Consider the following 20,238-nt stretch of genomic DNA (forward strand, 5'->3'; position numbering starts at 1 on the left):
GTAAGTTTAGAAAGATGTTTGTATTGAATCGAAATAGGTTTTATTTGGATATAGAATAAAAAAAATGTATATTTAAATCAAGTTGTATTATTTTTTTTGAATATTTTCAAATTTTAAGTAGAGGTATTCTGTAATAACACTAATAGCAATACATTATTGAGATGGTTTAATTACTTTTTTAATAATAGAGTGTTAAAAAAAACATGCTTAATAATCAGTATATTATAATATTAACTAAATTAGCATTTTTAAAAAAGTGTATTTAGGATTGTTATATTGCTTTTTAAAAAGCAATATATTAGTAGTAGTCATCAGTTATTTGATTACAAAGTTTAAAATTAAAATTAAAATTTATGAAAAAAAGTTACTATTTAATTAAACACAAGATGTTTTTAAATAGCTGTTTTAAAATTTTTTTAATAGCTATTTTTATTTCAATCTCTACGGAGGTATCATCACAATGTCCTAATGGAGATTTAGATGTGCCTCAATATGCTATAGCATCTCCTTCTAATGAATATGGAGATGATCAAGTTCTAGGAGCACCTGACGGCAATGGTAATAACTATTGGCAAAATATGGAACTAGAATTTGCTTCTACATTTACTTCTGGAGCTGTTGTTACAATAAGGTCTAAAGCAAATTCGGGATATGTAGGTACAGCGTATAATATAGACGTTAGTGTTGATGGTTCTACTTGGGTTGAAAACTCAGGTACATTAACACCTATAACAGCCGGTTACACAGATATTACTTATACGCTTCCGCTTACAGCGATAGCAAATTATAAGTATATAAAAATAAACGCAAGTCCTGCGGCATATTCAAATATTGATGCTGTAACTGTAACTTCTACAGTATGTAATCCGTGTGATGCAGGTAGCACTGCACCAACTTTTACTAGTGGTAATTCTATAGCTACAATAGGTCAAGCAACTTTTGATTTAAGTACTGTAGGTATTAATAATCCAGAAGCCAAAACGCTAACATGGCATTATTTCTTACCAGCAAATTCAGGTAATAAAGTAGCAGATGTTAATTCGGTATTATCAGATACTTATTATGTTGCTTTTGAAGGTGATGATGCAGGTAGTTTGTGTTATAGTGAAGCCGCAGCATTTACTATAGTAGGAGATTTTGATGGTGACGGTATTCCTGATAGTATTGATTTAGATGATGATAATGATGGTATTTTAGATGTTTTAGAATGTCCTAAAAGTATAACATCTAGCGGTAGTTTTAATTATGTTTCTTCTGATTTTGCAAATCAAGATCCTGGTTGGGTTAAAACAGCTAATGATGGTAGTATATATACGGTACGTTTACAGGCTCAATTTCCAACAGCAGATCCATTTATAGGTCAGAAAGATAATTGGAAGTTTCATAATACCGTAGATTGGACAGAAGGACAATATATACATTCATCGGTTTATGACGCTAACTTATACCATCCTGTTGTAGAGAAATCTATTACAGATGGGGGAGCTTTTATCATTTTTTCAAGAGATAATGAGGCTATATCTAATGATTTAACGGGATTAACAATAGGTAAAAATTATGTATTTACCTATGAAATGGGTTTTTTACCTGAATATGATACTGCGGGTAACAACATTAATTATAATCCCTCTACTTATTTAGATGTTACAGGGGCTAATGTCTTATCATCAACACCTATAGACTATACAGCTTATTCAGCAGCAGATTTTCCTGCTACTGTAACACCAACAAGTACTGCTTTAAATCCACATTGGACTGTTTATAGTGTTATTTTTCAGGCTACATCTACTAATGCAAATATAAAATTAGGAGCTAATAACACAAGTGCTGTAATAACAGTAGATGCTGTAAATGTTGTAGAGATACCGGTTTTACCAATATGTACTAAGAGTTTAAACACAGATTCTGATGGAGATGGGTGTTTAGATTCCATAGAAGCAGGAGTAGATGATGGAACAGGTAATGTCGGGTCTGGAACTGTAGGAGCTAATGGTGTTTATGATAATTTAGAAACATCTGTAGATTCGGGGATTCTAAAAAATCCAGTAGATATAGCTACTTTTCCTTATGATTCAATGGAGCAATCACCAAGCTGTCCAGCATGTACTGCGCCAGATGATACTTTAATAGTTACTGATCCAAGTGTATGTATTTCAGATACAGTAGCAAATATTGTATTAGAAGCAAGTGAAACAGGGGTAACTTATCAGTTACGTTTAGAAAGTGATGATAGTAATATAGGTGCCTCTCAATTGGGAGATGGCAATAATTTAACATTTAATATTACTCCATTGCCAGCTAATGGTACAACTTATAACATTTATGCCGTTGATGCTACTTGTAACGTAGAGTTGACAGATAAAGCTATAGTAACAGTGAATACATTGCCCGTAGCACCAAGTGCATCAGATGTTGATCCAACGTGTTCATTATCAACAGGAAGTGTAAGTGTAACGAGTCCAGTAGGAACATCAACGTATACTTTAACAGGAATAACACCAGCTGTAGCAGCTCAAACTGGAACAAGTTTTTCAAGTTTAGCATCAGGAACGTATGAGTTAACAGAAACAAATGCTGCAGGATGTACTTCTCCAGCATTATCAATAACGATTGATGCACAACCATCAACACCCGTAGCACCAAGTGCATCAGATGTTGATCCAACGTGTTCAGTAGCAACAGGAAGTGTAAGTGTAACGAGTCCAGTAGGAACATCAACGTATACTTTAACAGGAATAACACCAGCTGTAGCAGCTCAAACTGGAACAAGTTTTTCAAGTTTAGCATCAGGAACGTATGAGTTAACAGAAACAAATGCTGCAGGATGTACTTCTCCAGCATTATCAATAACGATTGATGCACAACCATCAACACCCGTAGCACCAAGTGCATCAGATGTTGATCCAACGTGTTCATTATCAACAGGAAGTGTAAGTGTAACGAGTCCAGTAGGAACATCAACGTATACTTTAACAGGAATAACACCAGCTGTAGCAGCTCAAACTGGAACAAGTTTTTCAAGTTTAGCATCAGGAACGTATGAGTTAACAGAAACAAATGCTGCAGGATGTACTTCTCCAGCATTATCAATAACGATTGATGCACAACCATCAACACCCGTAGCACCAAGTGCATCAGATGTTGATCCAACGTGTTCAGTAGCAACAGGAAGTGTAAGTGTAACGAGTCCAGTAGGAACATCAACGTATACTTTAACAGGAATAACACCAGCTGTAGCAGCTCAAACTGGAACAAGTTTTTCAAGTTTAGCATCAGGAACGTATGAGTTAACAGAAACAAATGCTGCAGGATGTACTTCTCCAGCATTATCAATAACGATTGATGCACAACCATCAACACCCGTAGCACCAAGTGCATCAGATGTTGATCCAACGTGTTCATTATCAACAGGAAGTGTAAGTGTAACGAGTCCAGTAGGAACATCAACGTATACTTTAACAGGAATAACACCAGCTGTAGCAGCTCAAACTGGAACAAGTTTTTCAAGTTTAGCATCAGGAACGTATGAGTTAACAGAAACAAATGCTGCAGGATGTACTTCTCCAGCATTATCAATAACGATTGATGCACAACCATCAACACCCGTAGCACCAAGTGCATCAGATGTTGATCCAACGTGTTCAGTAGCAACAGGAAGTGTAAGTGTAACGAGTCCAGTAGGAACATCAACGTATACTTTAACAGGAATAACACCAGCTGTAGCAGCTCAAACTGGAACAAGTTTTTCAAGTTTAGCATCAGGAACGTATGAGTTAACAGAAACAAATGCTGCAGGATGTACTTCTCCAGCATTATCAATAACGATTGATGCACAACCATCAACACCCGTAGCACCAAGTGCATCAGATGTTGATCCAACGTGTTCATTATCAACAGGAAGTGTAAGTGTAACGAGTCCAGTAGGAACATCAACGTATACTTTAACAGGAATAACACCAGCTGTAGCAGCTCAAACTGGAACAAGTTTTTCAAGTTTAGCATCAGGAACGTATGAGTTAACAGAAACAAATGCTGCAGGATGTACTTCTCCAGCATTATCAATAACGATTGATGCACAACCATCAACACCCGTAGCACCAAGTGCATCAGATGTTGATCCAACGTGTTCAGTAGCAACAGGAAGTGTAAGTGTAACGAGTCCAGTAGGAACATCAACGTATACTTTAACAGGAATAACACCAGCTGTAGCAGCTCAAACTGGAACAAGTTTTTCAAGTTTAGCATCAGGAACGTATGAGTTAACAGAAACAAATGCTGCAGGATGTACTTCTCCAGCATTATCAATAACGATTGATGCACAACCATCAACACCCGTAGCACCAAGTGCATCAGATGTTGATCCAACGTGTTCAGTAGCAACAGGAAGTGTAAGTGTAACGAGTCCAGTAGGAACATCAACGTATACTTTAACAGGAATAACACCAGCTGTAGCAGCTCAAACTGGAACAAGTTTTTCAAGTTTAGCATCAGGAACGTATGAGTTAACAGAAACAAATGCTGCAGGATGTACTTCTCCAGCATTATCAATAACGATTGATGCACAACCATCAACACCCGTAGCACCAAGTGCATCAGATGTTGATCCAACGTGTTCAGTAGCAACAGGAAGTGTAAGTGTAACGAGTCCAGTAGGAACATCAACGTATACTTTAACAGGAATAACACCAGCTGTAGCAGCTCAAACTGGAACAAGTTTTTCAAGTTTAGCATCAGGAACGTATGAGTTAACAGAAACAAATGCTGCAGGATGTACTTCTCCAGCATTATCAATAACGATTGATGCACAACCATCAACACCCGTAGCACCAAGTGCATCAGATGTTGATCCAACGTGTTCAGTAGCAACAGGAAGTGTAAGTGTAACGAGTCCAGTAGGAACATCAACGTATACTTTAACAGGAATAACACCAGCTGTAGCAGCTCAAACTGGAACAAGTTTTTCAAGTTTAGCATCAGGAACGTATGAGTTAACAGAAACAAATGCTGCAGGATGTACTTCTCCAGCATTATCAATAACGATTGATGCACAACCATCAACACCTGTAGCACCAAGTGCATCAGATGTTGATCCAACGTGTTCAGTAGCAACAGGAAGTGTAAGTGTAACGAGTCCAGTAGGAACATCAACGTATACTTTAACAGGAATAACACCAGCTGTAGCAGCTCAAACTGGAACAAGTTTTTCAAGTTTAGTATCAGGAACGTATGAGTTAACAGAAACAAATGCTGCAGGATGTACTTCTCCAGCATTATCAATAACGATTGATGCACAACCATCAACACCCGTAGCACCAAGTGCATCAGATGTTGATCCAACGTGTTCAGTAGCAACAGGAAGTGTAAGTGTAACGAGTCCAGTAGGAACATCAACGTATACTTTAACAGGAATAACACCAGCTGTAGCAGCTCAAATTGGAACAAGTTTTTCAAGTTTAGCATCAGGAACGTATGAGTTAACAGAAACAAATGCTGCAGGATGTACTTCTCCAGCATTATCAATAACGATTGATGCACAACCATCAACACCCGTAGCACCAAGTGCATCAGATGTTGATCCAACGTGTTCAGTAGCAACAGGAAGTGTAAGTGTAACGAGTCCAGTAGGAACATCAACGTATACTTTAACAGGAATAACACCAGCTGTAGCAGCTCAAACTGGAACAAGTTTTTCAAGTTTAGTATCAGGAACGTATGAGTTAACAGAAACAAATGCTGCAGGATGTACTTCTCCAGCATTATCAATAACGATTGATGCACAACCATCAACACCCGTAGCACCAAGTGCATCAGATGTTGATCCAACGTGTTCAGTAGCAACAGGAAGTGTAAGTGTAACGAGTCCAGTAGGAACATCAACGTATACTTTAACAGGAATAACACCAGCTGTAGCAGCTCAAACTGGAACAAGTTTTTCAAGTTTAGCATCAGGAACGTATGAGTTAACAGAAACAAATGCTGCAGGATGTACTTCTCCAGCATTATCAATAACGATTGATGCACAACCATCAACACCCGTAGCACCAAGTGCATCAGATGTTGATCCAACGTGTTCAGTAGCAACAGGAAGTGTAAGTGTAACGAGTCCAGTAGGAACATCAACGTATACTTTAACAGGAATAACACCAGCTGTAGCAGCTCAAACTGGAACAAGTTTTTCAAGTTTAGCATCAGGAACGTATGAGTTAACAGAAACAAATGCTGCAGGATGTACTTCTCCAGCATTATCAATAACGATTGATGCACAACCATCAACACCCGTAGCACCAAGTGCATCAGATGTTGATCCAACGTGTTCAGTAGCAACAGGAAGTGTAAGTGTAACGAGTCCAGTAGGAACATCAACGTATACTTTAACAGGAATAACACCAGCTGTAGCAGCTCAAACTGGAACAAGTTTTTCAAGTTTAGCATCAGGAACGTATGAGTTAACAGAAACAAATGCTGTAGGATGTACTTCTCCAGCATTATCAATAACGATTGATGCACAACCATCAACACCTGTAGCACCAAGTGCATCAGATGTTGATCCAACGTGTTCAGTAGCAACAGGAAGTGTAAGTGTAACGAGTCCAGTAGGAACATCAACGTATACTTTAACAGGAATAACACCAGCTGTAGCAGCTCAAACTGGAACAAGTTTTTCAAGTTTAGCATCAGGAACGTATGAGTTAACAGAAACAAATGCTGCAGGATGTACTTCTCCAGCATTATCAATAACGATTGATGCACAACCATCAACACCCGTAGCACCAAGTGCATCAGATGTTGATCCAACGTGTTCAGTAGCAACAGGAAGTGTAAGTGTAACGAGTCCAGTAGGAACATCAACGTATACTTTAACAGGAATAACACCAGCTGTAGCAGCTCAAACTGGAACAAGTTTTTCAAGTTTAGCATCAGGAACGTATGAGTTAACAGAAACAAATGCTGTAGGATGTACTTCTCCAGCATTATCAATAACGATTGATGCACAACCAAACTGTCCACCAGTAGCACAGGATGATACTGCAAGTACAACTATAAACGCATTAGTAAACGTACCAGTGTTATTAGACAATGGAAACGGAATTGATGATGATGTTGATGGCGATACTATCGTAGTAAGTGATATAAACGGAACAGCAGTAGTACCCGGTGACGGACAAGTAATTACGGTACCAGGCGGAACCGCTACCTTATTATTAGATGGTACTTTAGATGTACAACCTGATGGAACAGGAACAGCTATAAGTTTCCCATACACAATAAGTGATGGAAATGGCGGAACCGATACAGCGAGTGTTGCTGTAAGTATCGGTAACACAGCACCAGTAGCACAGGATGATACGGCAAGTACTACAATAAACACATTAGTAAACGTACCAGTGTTATTAGACAATGGAAACGGAATTGATGAAGATGTTGATGGTGATGTTATCGTAGTAAGTGATATTAACGGAACTGCAGTAGTTCCAGGCGATGGACAAATTATTACGGTACCAGGGGGAACCGCTACCTTATTATCAGATGGTACTTTAGATGTACAACCAGATGGAACAGGAACAGCAATAAGTTTCCCATACACAATAAGTGATGGAAATGGCGGAACCGATACAGCGAGTGTTGCTGTAAGTATCGGTAACACAGCACCAGTAGCACAGGATGATACGGCAAGTACTACAATAAACACATTAGTAAACGTACCAGTGTTATTAGACAATGGAAACGGAATTGATGAAGATGTTGATGGTGATGTTATCGTAGTAAGTGATATTAACGGAACTGCAGTAGTTCCAGGCGATGGACAAATTATTACGGTACCAGGCGGAACAGCTACTTTATTATTAGATGGTACTTTAGATGTACAACCAGATGGAACAGGAACAGCAATAAGTTTCCCATACACAATAAGTGATGGAAATGGTGGAACTGATACAGCAAATGTTGCTGTAACTATCGGTAACACAGCACCAGTAGCACAGGATGATACAGCAAGTACTACAATAAACGCATTAGTAAACGTACCAGTGTTATTAGACAATGGAAACGGAATTGATGAAGATGTTGATGGTGATGTTATCGTAGTAAGTGATATTAACGGAACTGCAGTAGTTCCAGGCGATGGACAAATTATTACGGTACCAGGCGGAACAGCTACTTTATTATCAGATGGTACTTTAGATGTACAACCAGATGGAACAGGAACAGCAATAAGTTTCCCATACACAATAAGTGATGGAAATGGTGGAATTGATACAGCAAATGTTGCTGTAACTATCGGTAACACTGCACCAGTAGCACAGGATGATACGGCAAGTACTACAATAAACGCATTAGTAAACGTACCAGTTTTATTAGACAATGGAAACGGAATTGATGACGATGTTGATGGTGATGTTATCGTAGTAAGTGATATTAACGGAACTGCAGTAGTTCCAGGCGATGGACAAATTATTACGGTACCAGGCGGAACAGCTACTTTATTATTAGATGGTACTTTAGATGTACAACCAGATGGAACAGGAACAGCAATAAGTTTTCCATACACAATAAGTGATGGAAATGGTGGAACTGATACAGCAAATGTTGCTGTAACTATCGGTAACACTGCACCAGTAGCACAGGATGATACAGCAAGTACTACAATAAACGCATTAGTAAACGTACCAGTTTTATTAGACAATGGAAACGGAATTGATGACGATGTTGATGGTGATGTTATCGTAGTAAGTGATATAAACGGAACAGCAGTAGTACCAGGTGACGGACAAGTAATTACGGTACCAGGGGGAACCGCTACCTTATTATCAGATGGTACTTTAGATGTACAGCCTGATGGAACAGGAACGGCTATAAGTTTCCCATACACAATAAGTGATGGAAATGGCGGAACCGATACAGCGAATGTTGCTGTAAGTATCGGTAACACGGCACCAGTAGCACAGGATGATACGGCAAGTACTACAATAAACGCATTAGTAAACGTACCAGTGTTATTAGACAATGGAAACGGAATTGATGATGATGTTGATGGCGATACTATCGTAGTAAGTGATATAAATGGAACAGCAGTAGTACCAGGTGACGGACAAGTAATTACGGTACCAGGCGGAACCGCTACCTTATTATCAGATGGTACTTTAGATGTACAGCCTGATGGAACAGGAACAGCTATAAGTTTCCCATACACAATAAGTGATGGAAATGGCGGAACCGATACAGCGAATGTTGCTGTAGCTATCGGTAACACAGCACCAGTAGCACAGGATGATACGGCAAGTACTACAATAAACGCATTAGTAAACGTACCAGTGTTATTAGACAATGGAAACGGAATTGATGATGATGTTGATGGTGACACTATCGTAGTAAGTGATATAAATGGAACAGCAGTAGTACCAGGTGACGGACAAGTAATTACGGTACCAGGCGGAACCGCTACCTTATTATCAGATGGTACTTTAGATGTACAGCCTGATGGAACAGGAACAGCTATAAGTTTCCCATACACAATAAGTGATGGAAATGGCGGAACCGATACAGCGAATGTTGCTGTAAGTATCGGTAACACGGCACCAGTAGCACAGGATGATACGGCAAGTACTACAATAAACGCATTAGTAAACGTACCAGTGTTATTAGACAATGGAAACGGAATTGATGATGATGTTGATGGCGATACTATCGTAGTAAGTGATATAAATGGAACAGCAGTAGTACCAGGTGACGGACAAGTAATTACGGTACCAGGGGGAACCGCTACCTTATTATCAGATGGTACTTTAGATGTACAACCTGATGGAACAGGAACTGCTATAAGTTTCCCATACACAATAAGTGATGGAAATGGCGGAACCGATACAGCGAATGTTGCTGTAAGTATCGGTAACACGGCACCAGTAGCACAGGATGATACGGCAAGTACTACAATAAACGCATTAGTAAACGTACCAGTGTTATTAGACAATGGAAACGGAATTGATGATGATGTTGATGGCGATACTATCGTAGTAAGTGATATAAATGGAACAGCAGTAGTACCAGGTGACGGACAAGTAATTACGGTACCAGGGGGAACCGCTACCTTATTATCAGATGGTACTTTAGATGTACAACCTGATGGAACAGGAACTGCTATAAGTTTCCCATACACAATAAGTGATGGAAATGGCGGAACCGATACAGCGAATGTTGCTGTAAGTATCGGTAACACGGCACCAGTAGCACAGGATGATACGGCAAGTACTACAATAAACGCATTAGTAAACGTACCAGTGTTATTAGACAATGGAAACGGAATTGATGATGATGTTGATGGTGATACTATCGTAGTAAGTGATATAAATGGAACAGCAGTAGTACCAGGTGACGGACAAGTAATTACGGTACCAGGCGGAACCGCTACCTTATTATCAGATGGTACTTTAGATGTACAACCTGATGGAACAGGAACTGCTATAAGTTTCCCATACACAATAAGTGATGGAAATGGCGGAACCGATACAGCGAATGTTGCTGTAGCTATCGGTAACACAGCACCAGTAGCACAGGATGATACGGCAAGTACTACAATAAACGCATTAGTAAACGTACCAGTGTTATTAGACAATGGAAACGGAATTGATGATGATGTTGATGGTGACACTATCGTAGTAAGTGATATAAATGGAACAGCAGTAGTACCAGGTGACGGACAAGTAATTACGGTACCAGGCGGAACCGCTACCTTATTATCAGATGGTACTTTAGATGTACAGCCTGATGGAACAGGAACAGCTATAAGTTTCCCATACACAATAAGTGATGGAAATGGCGGAACCGATACAGCGAATGTTGCTGTAGCTATCGGTAACACAGCACCAGTAGCACAGGATGATACTGCAAGTACAACTATAAACGCATTAGTAAACGTACCAGTGTTATTAGACAATGGAAACGGAATTGATGATGATGTTGATGGTGATACTATCGTAGTAAGTGATATAAACGGAACAGCAGTAGTACCAGGTGACGGACAAGTAATTACGGTACCAGGCGGAACCGCTACCTTATTATCAGATGGTACTTTAGATGTACAGCCTGATGGAACAGGAACAGCTATAAGTTTCCCATACACAATAAGTGATGGAAATGGCGGAACCGATACAGCGAATGTTGCTGTAGCTATCGGTAACACAGCACCAGTAGCACAGGATGATACTGCAAGTACAACTATAAACGCATTAGTAAACGTACCAGTGTTATTAGACAATGGAAACGGAATTGATGATGATGTTGATGGCGATACTATCGTAGTAAGTGATATAAACGGAACAGCAGTAGTACCAGGTGACGGACAAGTAATTACGGTACCAGGCGGAACCGCTACCTTATTATCAGATGGTACTTTAGATGTACAACCTGATGGAACAGGAACGGCAATAAGTTTCCCATACACAATAAGTGATGGAAATGGCGGAACCGATACAGCGAATGTTGCTGTAGCTATCGGTAACACGGCACCAGTAGCACAGGATGATACGGCAAGTACAACTATAAACGCATTAGTAAACGTACCAGTGTTATTAGACAATGGAAACGGAATTGATGATGATGTTGATGGTGACACTATCGTAGTAAGTGATATAAATGGAACAGCAGTAGTACCAGGTGACGGACAAGTAATTACGGTACCAGGCGGAACCGCTACCTTATTATCAGATGGTACTTTAGATGTACAGCCTGATGGAACAGGAACAGCTATAAGTTTCCCATACACAATAAGTGATGGAAATGGCGGAACCGATACAGCGAATGTTGCTGTAGCTATCGGTAACACAGCACCAGTAGCACAGGATGATACTGCAAGTACAACTATAAACGCATTAGTAAACGTACCAGTGTTATTAGACAATGGAAACGGAATTGATGATGATGTTGATGGTGATACTATCGTAGTAAGTGATATAAACGGAACAGCAGTAGTACCAGGTGACGGACAAGTAATTACGGTACCAGGCGGAACCGCTACCTTATTATCAGATGGTACTTTAGATGTACAGCCTGATGGAACAGGAACAGCTATAAGTTTCCCATACACAATAAGTGATGGAAATGGCGGAACCGATACAGCGAATGTTGCTGTAGCTATCGGTAACACAGCACCAGTAGCACAGGATGATACTGCAAGTACAACTATAAACGCATTAGTAAACGTACCAGTGTTATTAGACAATGGAAACGGAATTGATGATGATGTTGATGGCGATACTATCGTAGTAAGTGATATAAACGGAACAGCAGTAGTACCAGGTGACGGACAAGTAATTACGGTACCAGGCGGAACCGCTACCTTATTATCAGATGGTACTTTAGATGTACAACCTGATGGAACAGGAACGGCAATAAGTTTCCCATACACAATAAGTGATGGAAATGGCGGAACCGATACAGCGAATGTTGCTGTAGCTATCGGTAACACGGCACCAGTAGCACAGGATGATACGGCAAGTACAACTATAAACGCATTAGTAAACGTACCAGTGTTATTAGACAATGGAAACGGAATTGATGATGATGTTGATGGCGATACTATCGTAGTAAGTGATATAAATGGAACAGCAGTAGTACCAGGTGACGGACAAGTAATTACGGTACCAGGCGGAACCGCTACCTTATTATCAGATGGTACTTTAGATGTACAGCCTGATGGAACAGGAACAGCTATAAGTTTCCCATACACAATAAGTGATGGAAATGGCGGAACCGATACAGCGAATGTTGCTGTAGCTATCGGTAACACAGCACCAGTAGCACAGGATGATACGGCAAGTACTACAATAAACGCATTAGTAAACGTACCAGTGTTATTAGACAATGGAAACGGAATTGATGATGATGTTGATGGTGACACTATCGTAGTAAGTGATATAAATGGAACAGCAGTAGTACCAGGTGACGGACAAGTAATTACGGTACCAGGCGGAACCGCTACCTTATTATCAGATGGTACTTTAGATGTACAGCCTGATGGAACAGGAACAGCTATAAGTTTCCCATACACAATAAGTGATGGAAATGGCGGAACCGATACAGCGAATGTTGCTGTAGCTATCGGTAACACAGCACCAGTAGCACAGGATGATACTGCAAGTACAACTATAAACGCATTAGTAAACGTACCAGTGTTATTAGACAATGGAAACGGAATTGATGATGATGTTGATGGCGATACTATCGTAGTAAGTGATATAAATGGAACAGCAGTAGTACCAGGTGACGGACAAGTAATTACGGTACCAGGCGGAACCGCTACCTTATTATCAGATGGTACTTTAGATGTACAGCCTGATGGAACAGGAACAGCTATAAGTTTCCCATACACAATAAGTGATGGAAATGGCGGAACCGATACAGCGAATGTTGCTGTAAGTATCGGTAACACGGCACCAGTAGCACAGGATGATACGGCAAGTACTACAATAAACGCATTAGTAAACGTACCAGTGTTATTAGACAATGGAAACGGAATTGATGATGATGTTGATGGTGATACTATCGTAGTAAGTGATATAAATGGAACAGCAGTAGTACCAGGTGACGGACAAGTAATTACGGTACCAGGGGGAACCGCTACCTTATTATCAGATGGTACTTTAGATGTACAGCCTGATGGAACAGGAACAGCTATAAGTTTCCCATACACAATAAGTGATGGAAATGGCGGAACCGATACAGCGAATGTTGCTGTAGCTATCGGTAACACAGCACCAGTAGCACAGGATGATACTGCAAGTACAACTATAAACGCATTAGTAAACGTACCAGTGTTATTAGACAATGGAAACGGAATTGATGATGATGTTGATGGCGATACTATCGTAGTAAGTGATATAAATGGAACAGCAGTAGTACCAGGTGACGGACAAGTAATTACGGTACCAGGCGGAACCGCTACCTTATTATCAGATGGTACTTTAGATGTACAGCCTGATGGAACAGGAACAGCTATAAGTTTCCCATACACAATAAGTGATGGAAATGGCGGAACCGATACAGCGAATGTTGCTGTAAGTATCGGTAACACGGCACCAGTAGCACAGGATGATACGGCAAGTACTACAATAAACGCATTAGTAAACGTACCAGTGTTATTAGACAATGGAAACGGAATTGATGATGATGTTGATGGTGATACTATCGTAGTAAGTGATATAAATGGAACAGCAGTAGTACCAGGTGACGGACAAGTAATTACGGTACCAGGGGGAACCGCTACCTTATTATCAGATGGTACTTTAGATGTACAACCTGATGGAACAGGAACTGCTATAAGTTTCCCATACACAATAAGTGATGGAAATGGCGGAACCGATACAGCGAATGTTGCTGTAAGTATCGGTAACACGGCACCAGTAGCACAGGATGATACGGCAAGTACTACAATAAACGCATTAGTAAACGTACCAGTGTTATTAGACAATGGAAACGGAATTGATGATGATGTTGATGGCGATACTATCGTAGTAAGTGATATAAACGGAACAGCAGTAGTACCAGGTGACGGACAAGTAATTACGGTACCAGGAGGAACGGCTACCTTATTATTAGATGGTACTTTAGATGTACAACCTGATGGAACAGGAACGGCTATAAGTTTCCCATACACAATAAGTGATGGAAATGGCGGAACCGATACAGCGAATGTTTTAATAGATATCAGTGATACAAACCTATGTGGTAAACCATATAATATAATAACCCCTGACAATGATGGAGAGAACGATGTATTTTTTATCTCATGTATTGACCTTCCAAAATATGCTAATAATCATGTAGAGATATTTAATAGATGGGGAAATACAGTTTATAAGGCATCAGGTTATAATAATAAAGATGTGGCTTTTAGAGGTATATCTAATGGTAGAGCAACACTTAGTGTTGATGAAGAATTACCACCGGGAACTTATTATTATGTTATAGATTTAGGAGATGGATCAAAGGTAAAAGTAGGTTGGTTATATATTAATAGATAAAAAAAGAGACATGAAAATTAAATATTCAATACTATTAATTCTATTTGTAATCATCAGAATTAATGCACAACAAGATCCACAGTATACACAATATATGTATAATACGATGACCGTTAACCCTGCATATGCAGGGTCAAACGGACATACTATCATAAATTTGTTAGGACGAACACAATGGGTAGGTATAGATGGAGCACCAGATAGCCAAACATTAAGTTATGATACCCCATTGGGTTATAGTGGTGTTGGTTTAGGAATAAATTTAACGAATGATAGAATTGGACCATCGAGTGAAATTTATTTAGATATAAATGGATCATATACAATTCGTACGAGTGATAATGGTAATTTGTCATTTGGACTTAAGTTAGGAGGACGTCATTTGAATGTAGATTGGAATAAAGGATTTTATAAAGATAAAGGAGATGAGCGATTAGGAACCAATATTAATAAGTTTTTACCAACAATAGGTGCAGGACTTTATTATTATACTAATACTTGGTATTTAGGAGCAGCAATACCAAACTTTATAAGTACTGATCATTATGATGATTCTAAAGGTGGAGATGTTGCTAGAGAACGCATGCACTTATTTTTAATAGCAGGGTATGTTTTTAATTTAAGTGATAGCATAAAGTTTAAGCCAGCTGCTTTAGCTAAAGCAGTTAATGGGGCACCATTATCAATAGATGTCTCAGGTAATTTTTTATTTAATGATAAATTTACAGCAGGTTTAGCCTGGAGGTGGGATGATTCTATTAGTGCATTATTAGGTTTTCAAGCAAGTAAAAATTTATATCTAGGGTTTGCTTATGATTTAACAACATCTAATTACAGTAATTACAATTCGGGAACTTATGAAGTAATGCTTCGATATGAAATGTTTAAAGAGCAAGCAATGAAATCTCCAAGATTCTTTTAACAAAAAAAAAGATACATATGAAAAAAATTACATACATATTAATTCTATTACTAACAACTGTTAGTTTTGGTCAGCGAAAATATGCAGCTGACAGATATTATAAAGAGTTTGCTTATAAAAAAGCAGCAGAACTATATCAATCTATTCATGAAAAAGGAGATAATTCTTACCTTGTTTTAAGTAGATTAGCAGATGCTTATTATTTTAATTTTGAATTTACTAAGGCAGCAGATAATTATGAGAAATTAATGAATTTTCATGAGCCAATAGCCTCATCAGATCATTTATTTAGGTATGCTCAATCATTAAAGAGTAATGGAGATGTTTCATTATCAGATAAATGGTTGTTAAAGTTGAGTAAAAAAAATGGTACAGATAGTCGAGTGCTAGCACTAGAAAAAAACAAGGATTATTTTGTTGAGTATTCAAATAGAAAAAAAACATATATAAATGTTCATAATATTTCAAGTAATACAGAATATTCTGATTTTGGAGGTTTTATTTATGATAATGACCTATATTTTGCCTCAACAACACCAAAAACATCAAAAGATAAAAAATTGTATAAGTGGAACAAACAACCCTTTTTAAACATTTATAAAGCGAAGCAAAAAAATATTGTGGCTAAAAAAATGCTAGATGTAGAAGAGTCTATTTTATTAGAGGGGTTAAGTTCAAAGTATCACGAATCCAATATAGTTATAACAAGAGATGGTAAAACGGCTTATTTTACAAGAGATAATTTTGATGGTAAGCGATTAAAAGGTGATGAAGACCAGGTTTCACATCTTAAAATTTATAGCGCAGATAAGATAGGAGATATATGGGGAAATATAAAAGAATTACCTTTTAATAGTGATGATTTTTCATGTGGTCATCCTGCTTTAAGTGTAGATGAAAAGACGTTGTATTTTGTTTCAGATATGCCAAATGGCTTTGGAGAGACAGATATTTATGAGGTGTCAGTTTTAGATAAAACAAATAATACATTTAGTACTCCAAATAATTTAGGTCGACCAATAAATACAGAAGGTCGTGAGATGTTTCCTTTTATCGGAAAAGATAGTGTTTTATATTTTTCATCAGATGGTCATTTAGGTTTGGGGGCTTTGGATGTTTTTGAGTCAAAATACACTTCAGGTAAATATTTATCACCTGTTAATTTAGGAAGTCCAATAAATGGTTCATATGACGATTTTTCATTTGTAATTAATAAAGAACACAATTATGGTTTTTTCTCATCAAACAGAAAAGAAGGTGTTGGTGATGATGACATTTATAGTTTTACTATTTACAAATGTAAAGAAGATATAAAAGGAGTTGTTACTGATTCAAGAACAGGTGATCCAGTAGAGAATGCAACGGTACAATTAATGAATTATAAGGGGGAGACTATTTCGTCTTTAAAAACAGGTAGGTCAGGCTCTTATTTGTTTTCAAAACAAGATTGTGAGAAGAATTTTATAATTGTAGCATCAAAGGAGTCTTATCGAAATGCTAATAAGAACGCACAAACATTAGATGTTAATAAAGAGGTTATTGTAGCAGATCTTAGTTTAGAGTCGTTAATAGTTTCTGATCAGATTGTAATTAATCCAATTTATTTTGACTTTGATTTATCTAATATTCGAGAAGATGCCGAGTATGAATTAGAGCATATTGTAACAGTAATGAATGAGAATCTAGATTTAGTTATAAGAATAGAGTCTCATACAGATAGTAGAGGTTCAAATATTTATAATCGAAAATTATCAGATAGGCGAGCAAAATCTACTCGTGATTATATAATTTCTAGAGGAATAGCACCAGAAAGAATTACGAGTGCTTTAGGATTTGGTGAGGATAATTTATTAAACGACTGTAATGATGCTAATAGTAGTAAATGTACAGAGGATGAACATCAAAAAAATAGAAGATCTTATTTTTATATTGTTAAAGGTTCTGATAATATAAAAGTTAATAATTAAAATTTAATAGTACATATTCTTAAAGTAAAAAAACACTAGGCAATGCTTAGTGTTTTTTACTTTAAGAATACTTTAATTTATTTATAGAGTTTGTTTTTTAAATTAAATTATAGAAATAGCAGTAACGTAAAAAAGATATTAAAAATAAGTATGTTAAGGAGTTTTAATTTTAAAAAAAAACTCTGAAATCCATTTAAAATGGTTTCAGAGTCTTTTTGTAGCGAGAAGCAGATTTGAACTGCCGACCTCAGGGTTATGAATCCTGCGCTCTAACCAACTGAGCTATCTCGCCTCTTAGCGGGTGCAAATATACATCCTTTTTGTAATTACACAATAAAAAAATGAATTTTTTTTTAACAAATAAATATATATATTGCCAACTAAGAAAAAACAAATGACTAAAGTTAAATACGAATTAGAATTTCCTATACATGCATCACCTAGCATGTTATATAATTGCTTAGCAACACCTTCAGGGTTAGAAGAGTGGTTTGCAGATAAAGTTAACTCTCGCGGTAAATTAATTACTTTTACTTGGGATGATTCAGAAGAGGAAGCTGAAATTTTAGCAAAAAAAAATAATGAACGCATAAAATTCAAATGGCTTGAAAGTGAAGATGATGAAAGTTATTTTGAATTTAAAATTCAAGTAGATGCATTAACAAAAGATGTAGCTGTAATTATTACTGATTTTGCAGAAGATGAAGAAGCTGCAGAAGAGGCTAAAATGTTATGGGAAAACCAAATTGAAAGTTTAAAAAATAATATAGGTGCATAATTAGGTATCTTTATATTAATAAAAACTCGACATTTTGTCGAGTTTTTTTATGGCTAATAATAACCTAAATTGTAATTTTGTAATCTAATTTATAAGAATGATAAATTTTAACGGAAAAATAATATCAGTACAAGAATTACAGTTGTCAAAAGACAATAGAGCTTTTAAGTATGGAGACGGCATTTTTGAAACAGTAAGAGTATTAAATAGTAAAGTTGTTTTTATTGAAGACCATTATTTTAGATTGATGGCATCAATGCGAATGTTACGTATGAAAATTCCAATGAATTTTACACTTGAGTTCTTACAAGCTGAAATTTTAAGAGTAATAGAAGATCTTACCAAATCTGAAAATTATAGAGTTAGATTAACTGTATATAGAAAAGATGGTGGATTATATAACCCCTTATCAAATGAGATAGATTATTTAATTGATGCTATTCCTTTTTCACCTAAAGAAAACGAGATATGTAAAATTGATTTGTATAAAGATTTTTATAATTATTCTGGTTTATTATCAACTATTAAAACCACTAATAGAATGCTGAATACTTTAGCAGCAATTTTTGCGGATGAAAATGATTTAGATAATTGTTTATTGCTGAATGAGCGAAAAGGAGTTGTTGAAGCCATAAATGGAAATTTATTTATTATAAAAGGATCTATAATAAAAACACCAGCACTAACAGAGGGATGTATAAAAGGAATTATAAGAAAAAAAGTAATAGATATTTTAGAAAAAAATTCTAATTATTCTATTGAAGAAACTATTATTTCTCCATTTGAGTTACAAAAGGCTGATGAAATTTTTATAACAAATGCAATTAACGGTATTCAATCGGTTACTAGTTATAGAAAGAAAGTATTTACCAGAAAAATAACCAATAAAATAAAAAGTAGCCTTGATTTATTAATTATAACAGGTTAATTCATTTGGAAATCAGCTGGAGCATTTGCCCAAATTTTATATTTACCACCTTTCTGGAGTAGTTTATCTTTCCAGAAAGTTTCATTTTTGGTAGCTAAAATATTATCATAATCATTTTCAGAAATAAACCATGAATCTGTATTTAACTCATTATCTAATTGCTTTTTTTCCCAACCTGAGTAGCCTAAGAAAAACCTAATATCTGTTGATTTTATTTTATTTTTAATTAAAAGTTCTTTTAAAAGATCAAAATTACCCCCCCAATAAATACCGTTGGCAACCTCAATACTGTTAGGTATTAGTTTGGGTACTTTATGTATAAAATATAAGTTATCCTGTTCAACAGGCCCTCCTTGATATACCGTGAAATTACAATCTATATCTGGAACTAAATCACTTAGAACATGATTTAAAGGTCTGTTTAGTATGAAACCAACAACACTTTTTAAAGTATGTTCAGTTAATAATATAATAGTTCGCTTAAAACTATTATCATTTAGAATAGTAGGCTCCGCAATTAATAATCTGCCTTTTTCGGGTTTAAGTAAAACCATATATTAGTTATTTAATATCACTAAAATAAGTAAAATAAATAATAATATTTTAACATAGGTGTTAAAATATTAAAT

The 20,238-nt window shown here is 36.8% G+C and carries 6 protein-coding genes and 1 tRNA gene; 5 read left to right on the top strand and 2 right to left on the bottom strand.

The annotated features are described in order from the left end of the window. Positions 1-353 precede the first annotated feature (353 nt). Genes ACN5J4_RS10490 through ACN5J4_RS10500 form a run of 3 tightly spaced genes read left to right on the top strand, consistent with a single transcriptional unit; the run spans position 354 to position 17,903 of the window. Complete coding sequence (locus ACN5J4_RS10490) at positions 354-15,014, top strand: Ig-like domain-containing protein (RefSeq protein ID WP_418649935.1); 14,661 nt, start codon at positions 354-356, stop codon at positions 15,012-15,014. Positions 15,015-15,024: 10 nt separating this feature from the next. Next, positions 15,025-15,936 (top strand): type IX secretion system membrane protein PorP/SprF, encoded by a 912-nt coding sequence (locus ACN5J4_RS10495; RefSeq protein ID WP_418649936.1) that lies wholly within the window; start codon positions 15,025-15,027, stop codon positions 15,934-15,936. Positions 15,937-15,953: 17 nt separating this feature from the next. Beyond that, the gene (locus ACN5J4_RS10500; RefSeq protein WP_418649937.1) at positions 15,954-17,903 is read left to right on the top strand and encodes an OmpA family protein; all 1,950 of its coding nucleotides are present in this window, start codon (positions 15,954-15,956) and stop codon (positions 17,901-17,903) included. Positions 17,904-18,121: 218 nt separating this feature from the next. Here ACN5J4_RS10500 and ACN5J4_RS10505 read toward each other — a convergent pair. Then, positions 18,122-18,195: transfer RNA gene (locus ACN5J4_RS10505), tRNA-Met, on the bottom strand. A 102-nt stretch (positions 18,196-18,297) separates the two neighbouring features. On the opposite strand from ACN5J4_RS10505, the gene ACN5J4_RS10510 reads away from it, so the two are divergent. Both ACN5J4_RS10510 and ACN5J4_RS10515 read left to right on the top strand, forming a co-directional pair. After that, a complete protein-coding gene (locus ACN5J4_RS10510) occupies positions 18,298-18,681 on the top strand; it encodes an START-like domain-containing protein (RefSeq protein ID WP_418649938.1) in 384 nt (127 codons plus the stop codon). 97 nt (positions 18,682-18,778) lie between these two features. Next, a complete protein-coding gene (locus ACN5J4_RS10515; RefSeq protein ID WP_418649939.1) occupies positions 18,779-19,609 on the top strand; it encodes an aminotransferase class IV in 831 nt (276 codons plus the stop codon). Here ACN5J4_RS10515 and ACN5J4_RS10520 read toward each other — a convergent pair. Beyond that, positions 19,606-20,163 carry a YqgE/AlgH family protein gene (locus ACN5J4_RS10520; protein WP_418649940.1) on the bottom strand — a complete coding sequence of 186 codons (558 nt, stop codon included), beginning with the start codon at positions 20,161-20,163 and terminating at the stop codon, positions 19,606-19,608. The two genes, ACN5J4_RS10515 and ACN5J4_RS10520, sit on opposite strands and share 4 nt — an antisense overlap. Between the last annotated feature and the right edge of the window lie 75 nt (positions 20,164-20,238).

Source organism: Tenacibaculum aestuariivivum, assembly GCF_964507685.1.
Classification (GTDB): Bacteria; Bacteroidota; Bacteroidia; order Flavobacteriales; family Flavobacteriaceae; genus Polaribacter; species Polaribacter aestuariivivum.

What these genes read in the sequence shown, in the direction of transcription:
- ACN5J4_RS10490 (WP_418649935.1), top strand. Translation starts at nt 354, where the DNA reads ATGAAAAAAAGTTACTATTTAATTAAACACAAGATGTTTTTAAATAGC.
- ACN5J4_RS10495 (WP_418649936.1), top strand. Translation starts at nt 15,025, where the DNA reads ATGAAAATTAAATATTCAATACTATTAATTCTATTTGTAATCATCAGA.
- ACN5J4_RS10500 (WP_418649937.1), top strand. Translation starts at nt 15,954, where the DNA reads ATGAAAAAAATTACATACATATTAATTCTATTACTAACAACTGTTAGT.
- ACN5J4_RS10510 (WP_418649938.1), top strand. Translation starts at nt 18,298, where the DNA reads ATGACTAAAGTTAAATACGAATTAGAATTTCCTATACATGCATCACCT.
- ACN5J4_RS10515 (WP_418649939.1), top strand. Translation starts at nt 18,779, where the DNA reads ATGATAAATTTTAACGGAAAAATAATATCAGTACAAGAATTACAGTTG.
- ACN5J4_RS10520 (WP_418649940.1), bottom strand. Translation starts at nt 20,163, where the DNA reads ATGGTTTTACTTAAACCCGAAAAAGGCAGATTATTAATTGCGGAGCCT.